Source organism: Nocardia transvalensis, assembly GCF_015477765.1.
GTDB classification, from domain to species: Bacteria; Actinomycetota; Actinomycetes; order Mycobacteriales; family Mycobacteriaceae; genus Nocardia; species Nocardia transvalensis_A.
On the sequence record NZ_JADLQQ010000020.1, the window covers coordinates 1 to 17890 of the forward strand.

The following is a 17890-nucleotide window of genomic DNA, read 5'->3' on the forward strand; positions in this document are numbered from 1 at the left end:
CCACGTGTTACTCACCCGTTCGCCGCTCGTGTACCCCGAAGGGCCTTACCGCTCGACTTGCATGTGTTAAGCACGCCGCCAGCGTTCGTCCTGAGCCAGGATCAAACTCTCCGTTGAAGACTCTAGAAAGCGAATCACTCGTGACTCGCAATCAAAAGTATCTCGAACCAGAGTCCGAAAACCTAACTAAAACGCCAGCCGGAAATTAGCTGACAAAAAATGTCCATCCCTCACACGGGGGTATGAGAGACAGAAACCAAAAACATTTGGCACTGACATTCATCGACACACTATTGAGTTCTCAAAGAACACACGCACAAACCGTCTACCGGGCGGTGAGCCCGCTATATCGGAGAGGCAACTTTTTACCAGCTTAGCTCAACCGCGAGCGCGGATCCAAATCCGCGATCTTGGTGGAGCCAGTGTGATCGTCAGGCGCTCCTCGTCCAACCTCGTGTCCCGGCCCTTTCGGCTCCGGGTCGGTGTCCGTGTCGCTCTGACCTGGAATAAGTTACGTGGCGGTGGATTCCATGTCAAATCCCCTGGTCAGACCACCCGTTCGATCTCCGCGCCCAGCGATCGCAGGTTCTCCACGAAATGCGGGTAGCCCCGGTCGATGTGGAACACGTCGTGCACCTCGGTCACGCCGTCGGCGACCAGACCCGCCAGCACCAGACCCGCGCCCGCCCGGATATCCGAGGACCAGACCGGCGCACTCGACAGCCGCGGGATTCCCCGCACCACCGCATGATGACCGTCGGTCCGCGCATCGGCGCCGAGCCGGATCATCTCTTCCACGAACCGGAAGCGCGCCTCGAAGATGTTCTCGGTGATCATCGAGGTGCCATCGGCGATGGCGGCCAGCCCGATCGCCATCGGCTGCAGGTCGGTGGGAAATCCGGGGAACGGCAGCGTGGAGAAGTTCACCGCGCGCGGCCGCTCGGCCTGCACGACCCGAAAACCGTCCGGTTCGAAGGAAATTCGCGCGCCCGCGGAGCGGAGCTTGTCCAGCACCAGGGATAGATGCTTGGGATTGACGCCGGTCACCCGCACGTCGCCCTGCGTCATGGCCGCGGCGATTCCCCAGGTGGCGGCCACGATCCGGTCGCCGATCACGCGGTGGGTGGTCGGCGAGAGCTTCTGCACGCCCTCGATGGTGAGCACCGAGGTCCCGGCGCCGCTGATGTGCGCGCCCATCCGGGTCAGCATCGTGCACAGGTCGACGATCTCCGGTTCCCGCGCGGCATTGTCGATGACCGTCTCCCCCTCGGCCAGTACCGCCGCCATCAGGATGTTCTCGGTGGCGCCCACCGACGGGAAGTCCAGCCGGATCCGGGCCCCCTGCAGCTCGTCGGCCCTCGCGACCAGGCAGCCGTGCTCGATCTCGCTGGTCGCGCCGAGCAACCGCAGACCCGCCTGGTGCATATCGAGCGGACGGGAGCCGATCGCGTCACCACCCGGCAGCGCCACGACGGCCCGCTTGCACCGGGCCATGAGCGGTCCGAGCACACACACCGAGGCCCGGAACTGGGTGACCGCCGGAAAGTCCGCGTGATATTTCGGTTCGGCTGGGGTGGTGATGGCCACCACCGAGCCGTCGACGGTGACATCGCAGCCGAGGCCGCGCAGCACCTCGGCCATGAGCGGCACGTCGAGGATGTCGGGGCAGTTCGTGATCGTCGTCGTGCCCTCCGCCAGTAAGGCGGCGGCCATCAGCTTGAGGACGCTGTTCTTGGCGCCACCCACCGCGACCTCGCCGGCAAGCCGACTGCCACCGGTCACCAGAAACCGTTCACTCACGGGGCTCAGCCTAATGGTCGGTGCCGGTGATCGCGCCGTCTCCACCGGGTCGCCACAGCACATCGCCGTCCGGGTTCGCCACCCGCCCGAGGATGAACAGCAGGTCCGACAGCCGATTCAGATACTTTGCCGGAAGCACGCTGGTGTCGTCCGGGTGGGCCGCGACGGCCGCCCACGCCGAGCGTTCGGCGCGGCGCGCCACGGTGCGGGCGGTGTGCAGCAGGGCAGCCAGCGGGGTGCCGCCGGGCAGAATGAACGAATTCAGCGGGGCCAGTTCGGCATTGAACTCGTCGCACCACTTCTCCAGCCGATCGATATAGGGCTGGGTGATGCGCAGCGGCGGGGTCTTGGGTTCGGCCACCACGGGGGTGGACAGGTCGGCACCCGCATCGAACAGGTCGTTCTGCACCTGGCGCAGGACCTGCAGAATCTCCGGCGCCGGCTGCCCCACGGCGATCGCGACACCGATCGCGGCATTCGTCTCGTCGCAGTCGGCATAGGCGACCAACCGCGCATCGGTCTTGGCCACCCGCGAGAAATCGCTCAGCCCGGTGGTGCCGTCGTCGCCGGTCCGCGTGTAGATCCGCGTCAGATGCACACTCATGGGACAAGTATGCGGGCCGACCTCAGAGCGTGGGGCGGCGGCGGATGCGATCGGACGGCCTGGATTCCACCCAGGACAGGAAGGCGGCCAGCGCACCGCGGTCGAGCGCCAGCTCATAGCTGCCGTCGCCGTCGGAGACCGCGATGACGATGATGTCGTCGGTCATGATGTCGTACTCGTCGCCGACCGGGCCGCGCCGATCCACCACCTCGATGCCGCGCCGGTGAATGGTCGAATCCGGTCCCAGCTTCAGGCTGGTGAGCTTGTAGAAGACCAGCCGGTCCTCGTCGTAGCGGATCAACCCGTGCCGCCAGCCCTGACCGCCCTTGGCCGGTAGCACCCGCAGGATCGCCGCCGTCCCACCGCGCCGCAGCATCACGAATCGATAGACCGACGCCAACGCCAAGACGACGAGCAGCAGCACCAGAATGATCAGAAGCACCATCCCGGTCCGCAATCCAGGTCCGTCCCTTCGCCTTTGCCCCTGTGGTAGCGAGTGCCGTGCCATCCCCGAACAAGGTCACCGTGGGGGCGAGTCTACAAACCACCTCCGCACCCGGAAGCGACAGGTACGCCCTGTCACGGTCGAGCCTATCGGTCGCCGAGTGCCCGGGGATCCACTCGCGCAAACAGTCGGTCCCGCAATGCGTTCCGCAGGACTCATCCCATGCTGAACGGTTGCCCCCACACGGTCACCGTGCTCTCGACGCGATCGGTGACCACATCGGCCGTGACGAACGTCCTGGCCTGGGCATATCCGGCACAGCCGTCGATCGCGAAGGTCTCGTCCGTCCAGCTCACGCTCGCATGCGGGCCGGTGACCCGGCGGTACTGCTTGTGCGACTCGCTGCGTCAACTCATCGATGATCAGGTGAAGCTGAGATATTGCCCGTGATCGAAATTACACCATCGACAGCCGGAAACGCCGTGCGGCGGTCCCGGAAAATTTCCGGAACCGCCACACAGCTTGCGAATTCGGTTGCCGCCCTTGGCGATCAGGCGCCCGCGGCCTCCACCGCGCGCACCCGGGCACGGGCCGCGTTCTGCTCGTCCTCGGAGGCGTTCGGATCGGCCAGCACCGACCGCGCGGTGTCGATATCCACGTCGCCGGCAAATTCCGCCGACTCGGCGAGGATTCGCACGGTTTTCGCGGTCACCGAGAAGAAACCACCGTGCACCGCGGCGACGATGCGCTCACCGTCGGTGTCGACGATGGTCACCGCGCTGTCCTCGGCCAGCTGGCCCAGGACCGGCTCGTGACCGGGCAGGATACCGATCTGCCCCTCCGTGGTCTGGGCGCTGACGAAACTCGCCTGGCCCGACCACAGCCTCCGCTCGATGGAGACCAGATCAACTGACATTTCCGCCATGGTGGACTACTTCCCGGCGATCTTCTTCGCGGCCTTCTCGACGTCGTCGAGACCACCGCAGGAGTTGAACGCCTGCTCGGGGTAGTGGTCGAATTCGCCTTTGCAGACCCGGTCGAAGTCGTCGATGGTCTGCTCCAGCGGCACGACCGAACCCACCTGGCCGGTGAACTTCTCGGCCACGATGAAGTTCTGGCCGAGGAACTTCTCCAGGCGACGGGCGCGGCCGACGGTGACCTTGTCCTCCTCGGAGAGCTCGTCCATGCCGAGGATGGCGATGATGTCCTGCAGCTCCTTGTACTTCTGCAGGATTCGCTTCACCTCGTTGGCGACGGCGAAGTGCCGGTCACCGACGATCGAGGCCTCGAGGATGCGCGAGGTCGAGGTCAGCGGGTCGACGGCCGGGTAGATACCCTTCTGCGAAATCGGGCGGGAGAGCTCGGTGGTCGCGTCCAGGTGGGCGAAGGTGGTCGCCGGGGCCGGGTCGGTGTAGTCGTCGGCGGGCACGTAGATCGCCTGCATCGAGGTGATCGAGCGGCCGCGGGTCGAGGTGATCCGCTCCTGCAGCTGCCCCATCTCGTCGGCCAGGGTCGGCTGGTAACCGACGGCCGAGGGCATGCGGCCCAGCAGGGTCGAGACCTCGGAACCGGCCTGGGTGAACCGGAAGATGTTGTCGATGAACAGCAGCACGTCCTGACCCTGCACATCGCGGAAGTACTCCGCCATGGTCAGCGCGGACAGGGCCACGCGCATACGGGTCCCCGGCGGCTCGTCCATCTGGCCGAAGACGAGGGCGGTGTCCTGCAGCACGCCCATCTCTTCCATTTCCAGGTGCAGGTCGGTGCCCTCACGGGTGCGCTCACCGACGCCGGCGAACACCGACGTGCCGGAGAACTCACGCGCGATGCGGGTGATCATCTCCTGGATCAGAACGGTCTTGCCGACACCGGCGCCACCGAACAGACCGATCTTGCCGCCCTTCACGTACGGGGTGAGCAGGTCGATGACCTTGATGCCCGTCTCCAGGATCTCGGTCTTGCCCTCGAGCTGGTCGAAGGACGGCGGCTGGCGGTGGATGCCCCACTGCTCGCCGTCGCGGCCGAGGCCCGGGGTGTCGAGGCAGTCGCCGAGGGCGTTGAAGACGTGGCCCTTGGTGACGTCACCGACCGGCACCGAGATCGGCTTGCCGGTGTCCTCGACGGGTACGCCGCGGACCAGACCGTCGGTCGGCTGCATCGAGATGCAGCGAACGATGTTGTCGCCCAGGTGCTGAGCGACCTCGAGGGTCAGGGTCTTGGCCACCGACGGGAGGGTGATCTCGGCGTGCAGAGCGTTGTACAGCTCCGGGATGGCACCCCGCGGGAACTCGACGTCCACGACGGGACCGATGACCCGAGCGACGCGGCCTGTACCAGCGCCCGCCCGGCTCTTGTTTTCTGCAGTAGTTGCTGCGGTCATGTCTTCTCTTCCTGGGTGGGCTTAGTCGCTCGAACTTGCTGCCAGCGCGTTCGCGCCGCCGACGATTTCACTGATTTCCTGCGTGATGTTCGCCTGCCGAATCGAGTTCGACTCGCGCGTCAGGGTGTTCACCAGGTCGGTGGCGTTGTCGGTGGCCGCCTTCATCGCGGTGCGGCGCGCGGCCGACTCCGAGGCCGCGGCCTCGAGCAACGACGAGTAGATGCGGGTGTTGATGTACTTCGGCAGCAGCCGGCCCAGCAACGTGTCCGCGTCGGGCTCGAATTCGTACAGCGGGTGCAGCTCCGCGGTCGGGGAATCCGTCACGAAGTCCTCGCCGAGGTCGTAGTTCTCCTCGACATAGCTCACCTGGATCGGTGCCAACCGGCGCACCTCCGGGACCTGCGACAGCATCGAGACGAACCGGGTGTAGACGATGTGGATCTCGTCGACGCCCTCGATCGTGCCTTCCCCGTTCCACGCGGGAACCTCGCCGTCGGCCCCGGCCATGAACGCCTCCACCAGGTGGTTGCAGGCCGCAGACGCATCGGTGTAATGCGGCTGCTGCGAGAACCCGACCCACGAACCGGCCACCTCGCGGTTGCGGAACGTGTAGTAGGTCAGGCCTTTCGCACCCATCACGTACAGCACCGGCTCCTTGCCCTCGGAGCGCAGTGTCGTCATGAGCTCCTCGGCGCGCCTGAGCACGTTCGCGTTGTAGCCGCCGGCCATACCGCGGTCGCTGGTGATGACCAGCACCGCGGCGCGGCGGGCATTCTCGCGCTCGGTCAGCAGCGGATGGTTGAGATTGGAGGAGGCGCTGGCGAGCTCGCTCAGCACCTTCGTGATCTCCTCCGCGTACGGCTTCGCGGCGGCAACGCGGGCTTGCGCCTTGCTGATTCGCGAGGTCGCGATCAGCTCCTGAGCCTTGGTGATCTTCTTGATCGAACTCACACTACGAATGCGGGAGCGCAATTCGCGCAGGCTTGCCATCAGCTACTCACACTCCCTTCACATTCGCTCGAGACAGTCCCATGGGATTACCCGATCACTTCTCGACGTGCTTGCGGGTGACCGACAGCGACTCGACCTCTTCGTGGTCCAGCTCGCCGGCCTCGGGCTCGTTCACCACGCGGCTGCCGTCCGAAGCCAGGAAGCCGTGCTTGAACTTGTCGGTGGCGGCCTTGATCTGCTCGGCGGCCTCGCCCTCGAGCACCTTGCCGCCCTCGATCGCCTTGAACGCGTCGGCGGCGCTGCGGTGCAGATCCTCGAGCAGTTCGGCGTTGAAGCGGCGGATGTCGGCGACCGGCACCGAGTCGTAGTAGCCGCCGTCGACCAGGAACAGCGACACGATCTGGTCCTCGACCGAGACCGGGGAGTACTGATCCTGCTTGAGCAGCTCGACCCAGCGGGCACCGCGCTCGAGCTGCGCCAGCGAGGCGGCGTCCAGATCGGAGGCGAAGGCGGAGAACGCCTCCAGCTCACGGAACTGGGCCAGCTCCAGACGCAGCGAGCCCGACACCTTCTTCATGCCCTTGGTCTGCGCGGCGCCACCGACACGCGAGACGGAGGTACCGACGTTGATCGCCGGGCGCACACCCTTGTTGAACAGGTCGGACTCGAGGAAGACCTGGCCGTCGGTGATGGAGATCACGTTGGTCGGAATGAACGCCGAGATGTCACCGGCCTTGGTCTCGATGATCGGCAGACCGGTCATCGAGCCCGCGCCCATGTCGTCGGACAGCTTCGCGCAGCGCTCCAGCAGACGGGAGTGCAGGTAGAAGACGTCGCCGGGGTACGCCTCGCGGCCCGGCGGGCGGCGCAGCAGCAGCGAGATCGCGCGGTAGGCCTCGGCCTGCTTGGACAGGTCGTCGAACACGATCAGCACGTGCTTGCCCTGGTACATCCAGTGCTGGCCCAGCGCCGAACCGGTGTAGGGGGCCAGCCACTTGAAGCCGGCGGAGTCCGAGGCCGGGGCCGCGACGATGGTGGTGTACTCCATCGCACCGTGCTGCTCCAGCGCGGCCTTCACGCCCGCGATGGTCGAGCCCTTCTGGCCGATGGCGACGTAGATGCAGCGGACCTGCTTCTTCGGGTCACCGGTCTCCCAGTTGGCCTTCTGGTTGATGATGGCGTCGATGCAGACCGCGGTCTTACCGGTCTTGCGGTCGCCGATGATCAGCTGGCGCTGACCCCGGCCGATGGCGGTCAGCGCGTCGATGGCGGTGATACCGGTCGCCATCGGCTCGTGCACCGGCTGACGCTGCAGCACGCTCGCGGCCTGCAGCTCGAGGACGCGACGCTCCTCGGCCTCGATCTCGCCCAGGCCGTCGATCGGCTCGCCCAGCGGGTCGATGACGCGGCCCAGGAACTTGTCGCCGACCGGCACCGAGAGCACGTCACCCGTGCGGCGGACCTCCTGGCCCTCCTCGATGTTCTCGAACTCACCCAGGATGACCGCACCGATCGAGGTGTCCTCGAGGTTCAGCGCGACGCCCAGCACGCCGCCCGGGAACTCCAGCAGCTCGTTGGTCATCGCCGACGGCAGGCCACTGACGTGGGCGATGCCGTCGCCGGTGTCGGTGACGGTACCGACCTCCTCGATGGAGGTCTCGGGGGTGTAGCTCTGGGTGTAGCTCTCGATCGCGCTACGGATCTCATCGGGGGAGATCGTCAGCTCCGCCATGGTTCTTCCTGCTCTCGCTGTGGTCTGAAGGAATGTCGGGGGTGGTGGTCAGCCGAGGGACTGACGCATGCGCTGCAGCCGGCCGATGGCGCTGCCGTCGATCACGTCGTCGCCGACGCGCACGACCACACCGGCCAGCAGGGTCGGATCGACCTGCACGTGCACGGTCACCGGCTTGTCGTAGATGCGCTGCAGCGAGGCCGCCAGGTGTTCCCGCTGCTGCGGCGTCAACTCGGTTGCCGCACGCACGTGCGCGACGATCTGCTTGCGCAGCGCCGCCGCCAGATCGGAGAGCCGGTCGAAGACGGGGCCGACGTCACCGACGGAGCGGCCGACCGCCTGCTGGGCCAGCTGCAGGGTGACGTCCTCCACCTTGCCGCTGAGCAGACGTTCGAGCAGCTCGCGCTTGGCCTGCGCCGATTTGCCACGATCGGCGAGGGCCTGTTCCAGGTCCGGATTGTCCTCGACGATCCGGCCGAGCCGGAACAGCTCATCCTCGACGGCGTCGATGCGGCCGCGATCGGTCGCGGCCCGCAGCAGCGCCTCCTGCCCGAGCAATTCCAGCGTGTCGACCAGGTCCCGGGTCCGGGACCAGTTCTGGGCGACGGCGGTGGTCAGCACGGCCAGGGTGGCCGCGCTGATCTTGCCGCCGAAGACGCGTTCGGCCAGTTCGGCGCGTGCCGAACTCGCAACCGACTTATCCGCGAGCGCTACACGCAGCGAACGCTGGTCGTCGAGTACGGCGACAACGGCGAACAATTCGGAGCCCGTCGTGGCGGCGACGGTGTCGCTCCCGGTGAGAGCGGCCGACAGAGCTTCCCGGGCCCGGGAGCTCGCCTCACGGCTCGCTGCGTACATGCTTCCCACTTTCGTGTCGCTACCTTCCGACCCCGATGCCGGCCTTCTCGTCCAATTCTGCAAGGAATCGGTCGATCGATGCGGCCTGCTTGGCCTGATCCGATACCGACTGTCCGATAATCTTCTCGGCCAGGTCGACCGCGGTCCGGCCCAGCTCGCCGCGCAGCTCGGTCACGATCTGCTGACGCTGCGCCTCCAGCTGGCTGTGACCAGCGGCGACGATGCGATCGGCCTCGGCCTGAGCCTCGGCACGCAGCTGGGCGAGGATCTGCTGGCCCTGGGTACGGGCCTCCTCACGGATGCGCGCGGCCTCGAGCCGGGCCTCGGCCAGCTGCTGCTGGTACTGCTCCAGGGTCGCCTGCGCCTCGGCCTGCGCGGCCTCGGCCTTGGCGATGCCGCCCTCGATCTTGTCCGAACGCTCGTCGAGCACCTTCTGCAGCCGCGGAACGACGTACTTGTAGAAGACGAACGCGATAACCGCGACGCAGACCAACGACCAAACGATGTCGTACGACTCGGGGATGAGCGGATTGCGATCCGACTCCTCCGCGGCGAGCAAATACATCCCGTTCATGGCAATCAGAAGATGAAGCCGGCGACGAGACCGATGAGGGCCAGGGCCTCGGTGAAGGCGATACCCAGGAACATATTGGTCCGGATGGTGCCCTGCAGCTCGGGCTGGCGAGCGATGCCCTCGATCGCCTTACCGACCACGATGCCCACGCCGATGCCGGGGCCGATGGCGGCCAGACCGTAACCGACGGCGCCGTAGCCCTTCACCTTCTCGGAGGTCTGGGCGAGTTCAGCGGCCACGTAGGAGAGGCTCATGAGATTTCTTTTCCCTTTCTGTTGCCCGCACCCCCGGCGGCGTGCGGGTCAGTCCTTGTGCGGTTATGCGGTCAGTGCGAGTCCGCGTGCTGGGCAAGGCCGATATATACGGCGGTCAGCAGCGCGAACACGTATGCCTGCAGGAAGATCACCAGCATCTCGAAGAGGGTGAACGCGAACCCACCCGCCAGCGAGAACGGAGACAGGCCCTTCATCCAGGCGGCGCCGTCGAACAGGAAGAACTGCGTAGCGCTGAAGAACAACACCAGCATGATATGACCGGCGAGCATATTGGCCATGAGTCGCACGGTCAGCGTGAACGGGCGCAGGATGAACGTCGAGATGAACTCGATCGGAATCAGCAGCACGTGCATCGCGGGCGGCACATTCGGCACCACGATCGACGAGCGCATGTACTTCCAGAAGCCGTACTTCTTGATGCCGATGTAGTTGAACGCGAGGTAGGCGATCACGGCCAGCACCAGCGGCATGCCGATTCGCGCGTTCGAGGAGATGTTCAGGAAGGGGATGATGCTGGAGAAGTTGAGGAACAGCACCGTGAAGAAGACCGTCGCGATGAGCGGGAAATACTTCTTACCGGTCTCTTTACCGAGAACCTCGTCACAGATCTGCTCGCGCACGAACACCAATCCGTACTCGGCGACGTTCTGAAGGCCGCGCGGCACGAGCTTCGGGCTGCGGAATGCGAGCAACATGACCGCCAACAGCACGGCCGACATCAGGATGCGAATCAGCATCAAACGGTCGAGCTCGAAAGGCGTCCCCTCGAACAGCACGGCCGGAGGGAAGAAGTCTTGCAGCGAAGGCGCATGAAACTCGCCCGCCAAAGTGGTGACGCTCAGCGTTCTCTCCCGTGTTCGGGCCGCGGGTCATCGCTCCACCCGCGGTTCGATCGGACATTGACGATCTGGTGGTCGACTGAGGTCGGCTCGAAGTTCGTCAGCAGCTGTGCGGTGTCACCCGCTCGTGGCGTCTGTACGTCGGCGACATCGTCGACGGTGCAGGGCCGAACCCCCTCAGGTCCGGCACGGCTGTAAGCATAACCGCTCCTCTGGGGTGATAGTGACCGCCCCTATGGTTCGACTGCCTACGGTAAAGAGTTTACCAAGGTATCTACGACGCCGTGTAGGGGGTCTGATCAAACATTAGAATGATCTTGATCGGTGCGCTCGTCCGGGGTGGCCACAATCGGCACCCGCTGCCGCAGCAGTCCGTAGGTCTCGGCGCCCAGCACGATCAGCAGCGCACCGACCACGGTCAGGAACAGCGTCGGGCCGCTGTAGAAATCGAACTGTTTGAGCACCGCCACCACGACCATCACGACCAGCAGTTTTCCGACCCAGCTCGCGAGCATGACCATGCCCTGAATACCGGATTCCAATTTCGCGCTGAACAGCACCAGCGCCGCGGTGGTGAGGATGAAGAAGCCGCCGATGGCCGATCCGATCAGCGCGCCCCACAGACCGGGCAGTCCCGCGAAGATCGACCCGAGCACCGCCGAAATCACCACCAGCGCAATCAATCCGGCGATGCCGTAGCGCAGCGCCGCCCGCAGCGGGGCGTCTGGATGGTACTCGGGTGCGGTGCTCACGTCCGGCTACTTTACTCGCCGCTTACCTCGCCGCCGCGGGGCCTCCGCCCACGCAGGCCGATGGCCTCGCGCAGCGACGGCACGGCCGTCACCACCAATGCGAAAACCAGCCCGGCCGCGAACAGCAGCACCACCAGGCTGCGGTTCATCAAAGACGTCCCGACCGCACCGAATGCCAGCACGCCGACCCAGAGATAGATGGTCAGCACCACCCGACGCTGCGAATGGCCGATCTGCAGCAGGCGGTGATGCAGGTGCATTTTGTCCGGAGTCGAGAAACTCACACCCGCACGGACCCGGCGCACGATCGCCATCACGAGATCCAGCACCGGGATGAACATCACCGCGCCGACCAACAGCAGCGGCGACAGCAAACCCACGATGTCGCGGGCGCCGTACCCGGTCAGCGGGATTCGGCCGGACGCACCCGTAGAAACCGCCGCCAGCATCAACCCGATCAGCATCGACCCCGAATCACCCATGAAAATGCGGGCCGGTTGGAAATTGTGCGGCAGAAATCCGAGACAGCCGCCCGCGAGCGCTGCGGCGAGCATGGCGGGTGGGAAGGTCTCGGTGGCCCCGCCCTGCTCGTAGAGCAGACCGACGGTGAAGACACACACCGCCAGCGCGGCGATCATGCCCAGACCGGCGGCCAGACCGTCCAGGCCGTCGACGAAGTTCATCGCATTGATCATCGTGACCGTGATGATCACGGTGATCACACCGCCGGTGAGCTGGTCCAGCACCACCGTGGTGTTGGTGAAGGGGTTGTAGATGGCCACCCAGCTCAGCCCCATCACCGCCATCACCCCCGCGGCGGTGATCTGCCCGACCAATTTCGTCAGCCAATCCAGACCCCACCGATCGTCGAGGATGCCGATCAGCACGATCAGCGTGCCCGCGACCACCACCGCCGGAATGTCATGGGGATAGTCGAAACCCCGTCTGAGCGCGGGCAATTGGTGCGCGAACAACACCGCGGCGAGTACGCCGAGATAAATGCCGACACCGCCCATCCGCGGAATCGGTTTGACGTGCACATCCCGTTCCCGCGGTATCGCGACCGCGCCGAACGCGATGGCGAGCACGCGAATGCCGCCGGTGGACAATAGCGCCATCACCGCGGACACGAGCAGTACCAGAATCAGCTCGCGCAGCGGAACGACCGCACCCTGACTGTATGCCGTTCCCTGACTGAGAAGCATCTACCAGGCCGTCACCGCGCGGTCTCGGGCGTCAGCTCGGCCGGCGACATGCCCAGGACCTCGGCCACCTGCGCCGTCGTCACCGCACCCTCCCGCAGAATGCGCGGTGTGTCGGCGGTGAGGTCGACGATCGTGGAGGCGACGCCGTGGTCGGCCGTGCCGCCGTCGAGATACACGCTCACCAGATCGCCGAGTTGGGCGCGCGCCTCCTCGACCGTCGTGGCCGGTGGCTGACCGGAGACATTGGCGCTGGACACCGCCAGCGGGCCCACCTCGCGCAGCAGTTCCAGCGCGACCGGATGCAGCGGCATCCGCAGCATCACCGTGCCGCGCGCATCGCCCAGATCCCAGGCCAGCGACGGCGCCTGCTGCACAACCAGACTCAGTCCACCCGGCCAGAACGCCCTGATCAGGTCGCGGGCCTGCGGCTGCACCGAGAACACGAGTCCGTCGATGGTGTTCCACGATCCGACCAGCACCGGCACCGGCATGTCACGGCCGCGGCGCTTGGCTGCGAGCAGCGCGGCCACCGCCGACGAATCGAACGCGTCGGCGGCCACCCCGTAGAGCGTGTCGGTGGGGATGACGGCCAACCGCCCGGATTTCAGGCCGGCCCGCGCGGCGGTCAGCCCGGCGGCACGAGAGTCGGGATCGGAGCAGTCGTAGACGGTACTCACGGCGGTGAGTCTATTGGTTGGGTCCCATTGACTTGTCTCCGGAGTGTCCGGACGCGCCCCTCAGCGGACCAGGCGGCCCAGAAGTGCCGAGGCGCAGGCTATTCCGAGCACCGCCGCCAGGGTCAGCACGCCCAGGTCCAACCAGAGGCGGTGGGGGCCGCCGACCAGCAGGCCGCGCAGCGCGTCGACCTCATAGCTGAGCGGGTTGACGTGACTGATGACACGCAGCCAGGTGGGCATCAGGTCGATCGGATACAGCGCGTTCGAGGCGAAGAACAGCGGCATGGTGATGGCCTGGCCGATACCCATCAGCCGGTCACGCTTGGCCACCAATCCGGCGATGGTCATCGACAGGCAGGCGAAGAATGCCGACCCGAGGACGACGGCGACGAGCACACCGAGCAGGTTCAGCGGATCGAGCGTCATGTGCACGCCCATGATCAACGCCAGCACCGCGATGATCAGCACCTGGACGATCGAACGCAGGCCCGCGGCAAAGCATTTGCCGGTGATCAGGGCCGCGCGCGGGGTCGGGGTGACCATCAGCTTGGTGAGAATTCCGGCATCGCGGTCCCAGATCAGCACGATGCCGTAGAAGATGGCGACGAACAGTCCCGATTGGGCGATGATGCCGGGTGCCAGGAAATCCAGGTACGGCATAGTGCCGGTGGGGACGGTGTGCAGGCGGGCGAAGGTGGTGCCGAAGACGACCATCCACAGCGTCGGCTGGACGGCCCGGGTGACCAGTTCGGTGCGGTCGTGCCGCAATTTCTGCAGTTCGACCAGGGCGAAGGTGACGATGCGCGAGCCCAGGGCGACCAGCCTGGCCAGACCGTGCGGTGCGGCACGCAGGGGCGGGAACTCAACCGGCGCGCTGTGCGGTTCTGCGTGTGCTTCGGACACCGCGGATCCCTCCCTCCGTGCTCGTGTCCTCCGCCAGGCCCGCACCGGCGTGGTGCCGGAAGACGTCCTCGAGCGTCGCGCCGGGCCCGAGGGCGGTCTTCAGATCGTGTGGAGCACCCTCCGCGCGCAGGACGCCCTTGTGCAGCAGGGCGATTCGGTCGCACAGGGCGTCGGCCTCCTCCATGTAGTGGGTGGTGAGCAGGACCGTGGTGCCGAAGCGGTGGCGCAGCTCGCGCACGCGCTGCCAGACGCCGTCGCGGGCAATGGGATCCAGGCCGACCGTGGGTTCGTCCAGAATCAGCAGGGCAGGCCGGTTGACCAGGGCCTGCGCCAATTCCAGGCGGCGCACCATGCCGCCGGAATAACTCGCCGCGAGACGGTCGGCCACCTCCAGCAGATCCATCGCGGCGAGCACCTCCTCCACCCGACGGGCCCGTTCCTTGCGCGGCACGTCGAACAGTCGCGCGAACCAGGTGACATTCTGGCGTCCGGTCAGCGCCGCCTCGATCGAAAGCTGTTGCGGCACATAGCCGAGGTTGTATCGAATATCGGTATTGCGGCGGCCCACCTCGAAACCGAGCACCCGGACCTCGCCCTGCTGGATCGGCATCAGCGTGGTCAGCAGCCGGATGGTGGTGGTTTTGCCCGCACCGTTCGGGCCCAGTAAACCGAAGGCCTCACCACGCTCGATGCGCAGGTCGAGCCGATCGACGACGGTGTGCTCGCCGTAGCGGTGCGTGAGACCTGTGCATTCGACGGCGGGAATTACTCCCGAATTCATCGCATATCCCTGCCTCTCGCCGGATACCGACCAGTCGCAGGAACCCCAGATTACCCCTGATTCGGAAGTAATTTCTCCGTCAGCCAGGGAGGCGGGCGGCGACGAAGCGGGGTTTTCCCGCGAGATCGGGGTGTTCGACCACCGCGGTGAAACCATGGGCGGCGAACAGGGTCGCTACCTGGGAGCCGTTGGTGTCGTCGTGTTCGACGGCGGCGACGCCGTCGGCGCGCAGCAGGCGGGCGATGGTGGCGATCATGGGGCGGATCACGTCGAGGCCGTCCGGGCCGCCGAACAGGGCGCGGTGCGGATCGTGGTCGAGCACCTCGGGATCCAGGTGCGCGGTGGTGGGTATGTACGGCGGATTCGAGACCAGCACATCCACCCGGCCGTTCAATTCGGACAGAACGGCGGGGTCGGTGACATCACCGGCATGCAGGGCGATCGGCGTATCGCCGTCGGCGGCGCGCGCAGCCGCATTGCGCTCGGCCCAGTTCAACGCAATCGGATCCACCTCGACCGCATGCACCTCCGCGTCGGGCCGGGCATGGGCGATGGCCAGGGCCAGCGCCCCCGACCCGGTGCACAGGTCGACCACGACCGGTCGATGCTCGTGACCGACCGCCTCCAGTTGCGCCAGCGCCCAGGCGAACAGCAGTTCCGTCTCCGGACGCGGCACGAACACGCCCGGTCCGACGGCCAGGTCGATCTCCCCCATGGCCGCCGTGCCGGTCAAATGTTGCAGCGGAATGCGTTCGGCCCGTCGCGCCACCAGATTTCGGAACTGCTCCACCTGCTCGGGCGTCACCATCGGAATCAGCGCCAGCCTGGGCCGTTCCACACCGAGCACATGTGCGGCCAGATGTTCGGCATCGGCGCGCGGACTGTGGACACCGGCGGCGGCCAGCGTTTCGGCGGCTTCCTGAACGACCGGACGCAACTGGACGCGGGTCACCGATCACTCCGCCGACAGGCGTGCCGCGCGGTCTGCTTCGGCCAATGCGTCGAGGAGGGCGTCCAAGTCACCGTCCAGCACCGAATCCAGATTGTGGGCCTTGAAACCGATGCGATGATCGGTGATCCGGTTCTCCGGGAAGTTGTAGGTGCGAATGCGCTCGGACCGATCCACGGTGCGGATCTGGTTGGCCCGTCCGGCCGCCGCCTCGGCCTCGGCCTGCTCCTCGGCCAGCGCCTGCAGCCGTGCCGCCAGCACCTGCATGGCGCGAATCTTGTTCTGCAGCTGGGACCGTTCGTTCTGACAGGTGACCACGATGCCGGTGGGCAGATGGGTGATGCGGACGGCCGAATCGGTGGTGTTAACCCCCTGGCCGCCCTTACCCGACGAGCGGTACACATCGATGCGCAGATCCGATTCGTCGATCTGCACCTGCTCGACCTCGTCGGGCTCGGGATAGATGAGCACACCCGCGGCGGAGGTATGGATACGACCCTGGGATTCCGTCACCGGCACGCGCTGCACGCGATGCACGCCGCCCTCGAACTTCAGCCGCGACCACACCCCGTCCCGGCTGGGCTCGCGGCTCTTGATGGAGATCGTCGCCTCCTTGTAACCGCCCAGATCCGAGACGTTGGCGTCGAGCACCTCGACCTTCCAGCCGCGCCGCTCGGCGTAGCGGATGTACATGCGGGCCAGGTCGGAGGCGAACAGGGCGGACTCCTCGCCGCCTTCGCCGGACTTCACCTCGAGCACGACATCGTCGGCGTCGTGCGGGTCGCGCGGGGCGAGCAGATCGGTGAGGGTCGTCTCCAGCTCCTCCACCTGCTGTTCCAGGTCCGGCACCTCGGCCGCGAAGGCGGCGTCGTCGGCCGCCAGCTCCCGCGCGGCGGCCAGATCGTCGCGCGCGGTCCGCAGCTTGTTGTACGTGGCCATGACCGGAGCGAGTTCCGCGAACCGCTTACCGACGCGCCGGGCCTCGCCCGGGTTGTTGTGCAGCGCCGGATCGGCCAGCTGCGTCTCCAGGCCGGAGTATTCGGCCAGGATGTCGTCGATCGCGGACGGGGCCGTCTTGTCGGCCATCGCGTGTGCTCCTCCTGTAGAGGGTCGTTCACGAATACTTCTGCGAGTTGCCCCACCATCAGCGTTCGCGGCCCGGCTCGATCCTGGACTGACGGAGCGGAGGAGCGAAGCGGAGGAGCGGAGGAGGGAAGGATCGAGCCTTCGAGGGCCGCGAACCGCGACGCCGAAGGCGGCGCAAAAAAGCGCAGACGCCCGACCTGCAGGGCAGGACGGGCGTCGGCGAGACAGCTACTTGGCGTCGGCCTTCTTGCCGCGCTTGCCGTAGCGGGCCTCGAAGCGGGCAACGCGGCCGCCGGTGTCCAGGATCTTCTGCTTGCCCGTGTAGAACGGGTGGCACTGCGAGCAGACCTCGACGGTGATGTGGCCCGACTCCTTGGTGCTGCGGGTCTCGAAGGTGTTTCCGCAGCCGCAGACGACGGTGGTCGGCACGTATGCCGGGTGGATTCCTGCCTTCATGGGTGTCCTTTCGATATGGCCGCCGGGTCGCCGTCGGAGATCGAGGGCGTGAACCGGAGCCGACTAGGCGGGATGCTCTGCGTTCTTCCAGCAGACGCACCAGCGATCCAGTATGCCAGAACGCCTGACACGCTCCCAAAACGCGCCCCTGGTCGGTTTTGTTCCCCATGCGACCGCTATTCGATGCCCCAAGAAACTCCGGGCACGCATATGCACAGTGCTCGAGCGACCCTGAAGTCGAGTAGTCGACTACTCGGGAATGTGAACACGGTTGTTCATAGAGTCTTGCCAGGTGAGAACCGTGCGATCACGTGAAAGGACACCAGTGAAACTCCACGCCTGCCGGGGGGCGACGAGGTCCAGGTCTCCGGCATCGCGAGGTGCCGGGGCGACATTTTCGACAATCCGCACGCTGCCGGGGAGTCGGCGCGCGGCAGAATGGTCGGCCGGTGCCGTTTTCGCCGTGTTGTTCGTCACGGCGGCGGTCGGCTGGTGGTTGGCGCCCGATCGACCGCGGGCCGGGGTGACCGCCCAGCCCTCCACCGACGCACCTCAGATCGAATACACCGCCACGGTCGTCTCGACCGGCGGAATCACCACCGCGGCCGCGCTGATCCTGGGAT

19 protein-coding genes, 1 rRNA gene and 1 pseudogene are annotated in these 17890 nt (G+C 66.3%); all 21 read right to left on the reverse strand.

Going from position 1 to position 17890, the window contains the following annotated elements; translation table 11 throughout:
• Nucleotides 1–117, reverse strand: a 16S ribosomal RNA gene (locus IU452_RS37520); the annotation flags it as partial.
• Between the two features lie 429 nt (nucleotides 118–546).
• The gene (gene murA / locus IU452_RS37525) at nucleotides 547–1800 is read right to left on the reverse strand and encodes a UDP-N-acetylglucosamine 1-carboxyvinyltransferase (protein ID WP_195114035.1); all 1254 of its coding nucleotides are present in this window, start codon (nucleotides 1798–1800) and stop codon (nucleotides 547–549) included.
• A gap of 10 nt (nucleotides 1801–1810) precedes the next feature.
• Nucleotides 1811–2404: a cob(I)yrinic acid a,c-diamide adenosyltransferase gene (locus tag IU452_RS37530; RefSeq protein ID WP_195114036.1), complete on the reverse strand. Its 594-nt coding sequence runs from the start codon at nucleotides 2402–2404 to the stop codon at nucleotides 1811–1813.
• A gap of 22 nt (nucleotides 2405–2426) precedes the next feature.
• Nucleotides 2427–2849: a DUF2550 domain-containing protein gene (locus tag IU452_RS37535; protein ID WP_195114037.1), complete on the reverse strand. Its 423-nt coding sequence runs from the start codon at nucleotides 2847–2849 to the stop codon at nucleotides 2427–2429.
• A gap of 215 nt (nucleotides 2850–3064) precedes the next feature.
• A pseudogene (locus IU452_RS37540) lies at nucleotides 3065–3217 on the reverse strand (MspA family porin); the annotation flags it as partial.
• Nucleotides 3218–3399: 182 nt separating this feature from the next.
• On the reverse strand, nucleotides 3400–3774 hold the full coding sequence (locus tag IU452_RS37545) for a F0F1 ATP synthase subunit epsilon (RefSeq protein ID WP_195114039.1): 375 nt from the start codon (nucleotides 3772–3774) through the stop codon (nucleotides 3400–3402).
• A gap of 6 nt (nucleotides 3775–3780) precedes the next feature.
• Nucleotides 3781–5229 carry a F0F1 ATP synthase subunit beta gene (gene atpD, locus IU452_RS37550; RefSeq protein ID WP_195114040.1) on the reverse strand — a complete coding sequence of 483 codons (1449 nt, stop codon included), beginning with the start codon at nucleotides 5227–5229 and terminating at the stop codon, nucleotides 3781–3783.
• Between the two features lie 21 nt (nucleotides 5230–5250).
• A complete protein-coding gene (locus IU452_RS37555; protein WP_195114041.1) occupies nucleotides 5251–6219 on the reverse strand; it encodes a F0F1 ATP synthase subunit gamma in 969 nt (322 codons plus the stop codon).
• Between the two features lie 55 nt (nucleotides 6220–6274).
• Nucleotides 6275–7912 (reverse strand): F0F1 ATP synthase subunit alpha, encoded by a 1638-nt coding sequence (atpA, locus tag IU452_RS37560; RefSeq protein ID WP_195114042.1) that lies wholly within the window; start codon nucleotides 7910–7912, stop codon nucleotides 6275–6277.
• Nucleotides 7913–7960: 48 nt separating this feature from the next.
• Complete coding sequence (locus tag IU452_RS37565; RefSeq protein ID WP_195114043.1) at nucleotides 7961–8770, reverse strand: F0F1 ATP synthase subunit delta; 810 nt, start codon at nucleotides 8768–8770, stop codon at nucleotides 7961–7963.
• 19 nt (nucleotides 8771–8789) lie between these two features.
• Nucleotides 8790–9344 carry a F0F1 ATP synthase subunit B gene (locus tag IU452_RS37570; RefSeq protein ID WP_195114044.1) on the reverse strand — a complete coding sequence of 185 codons (555 nt, stop codon included), beginning with the start codon at nucleotides 9342–9344 and terminating at the stop codon, nucleotides 8790–8792.
• Between the two features lie 5 nt (nucleotides 9345–9349).
• Entirely contained in the window at nucleotides 9350–9598 is a 249-nt protein-coding gene (locus tag IU452_RS37575; protein WP_195114045.1) for an ATP synthase F0 subunit C, read from the reverse strand.
• A gap of 71 nt (nucleotides 9599–9669) precedes the next feature.
• Nucleotides 9670–10395: a F0F1 ATP synthase subunit A gene (atpB, locus tag IU452_RS37580; RefSeq protein ID WP_324193041.1), complete on the reverse strand. Its 726-nt coding sequence runs from the start codon at nucleotides 10393–10395 to the stop codon at nucleotides 9670–9672.
• Between the two features lie 362 nt (nucleotides 10396–10757).
• Nucleotides 10758–11210, reverse strand: coding sequence for a hypothetical protein (locus IU452_RS37585; RefSeq protein ID WP_195114047.1), 453 nt, complete (start codon nucleotides 11208–11210; stop codon nucleotides 10758–10760).
• Between the two features lie 11 nt (nucleotides 11211–11221).
• Nucleotides 11222–12415 (reverse strand): glycosyltransferase family 4 protein, encoded by a 1194-nt coding sequence (locus tag IU452_RS37590; RefSeq protein ID WP_195114048.1) that lies wholly within the window; start codon nucleotides 12413–12415, stop codon nucleotides 11222–11224.
• An 11-nt stretch (nucleotides 12416–12426) separates the two neighbouring features.
• Nucleotides 12427–13092 (reverse strand): L-threonylcarbamoyladenylate synthase, encoded by a 666-nt coding sequence (locus tag IU452_RS37595; RefSeq protein WP_195114049.1) that lies wholly within the window; start codon nucleotides 13090–13092, stop codon nucleotides 12427–12429.
• Nucleotides 13093–13152: 60 nt separating this feature from the next.
• Nucleotides 13153–13944, reverse strand: a complete 792-nt coding sequence (locus tag IU452_RS37600; RefSeq protein ID WP_228819435.1) for an ABC transporter permease — start codon at nucleotides 13942–13944, stop codon at nucleotides 13153–13155.
• 10 nt (nucleotides 13945–13954) lie between these two features.
• Nucleotides 13955–14776, reverse strand: a complete 822-nt coding sequence (locus IU452_RS37605; RefSeq protein WP_195114051.1) for an ATP-binding cassette domain-containing protein — start codon at nucleotides 14774–14776, stop codon at nucleotides 13955–13957.
• A gap of 79 nt (nucleotides 14777–14855) precedes the next feature.
• On the reverse strand, nucleotides 14856–15728 hold the full coding sequence (gene prmC, locus IU452_RS37610) for a peptide chain release factor N(5)-glutamine methyltransferase (protein ID WP_195114052.1): 873 nt from the start codon (nucleotides 15726–15728) through the stop codon (nucleotides 14856–14858).
• Nucleotides 15729–15731: 3 nt separating this feature from the next.
• Entirely contained in the window at nucleotides 15732–16811 is a 1080-nt protein-coding gene (prfA, locus tag IU452_RS37615) for a peptide chain release factor 1 (protein ID WP_195114053.1), read from the reverse strand.
• A gap of 228 nt (nucleotides 16812–17039) precedes the next feature.
• The gene (gene rpmE, locus IU452_RS37620) at nucleotides 17040–17267 is read right to left on the reverse strand and encodes a 50S ribosomal protein L31 (protein ID WP_195114054.1); all 228 of its coding nucleotides are present in this window, start codon (nucleotides 17265–17267) and stop codon (nucleotides 17040–17042) included.
• Between the last annotated feature and the right edge of the window lie 623 nt (nucleotides 17268–17890).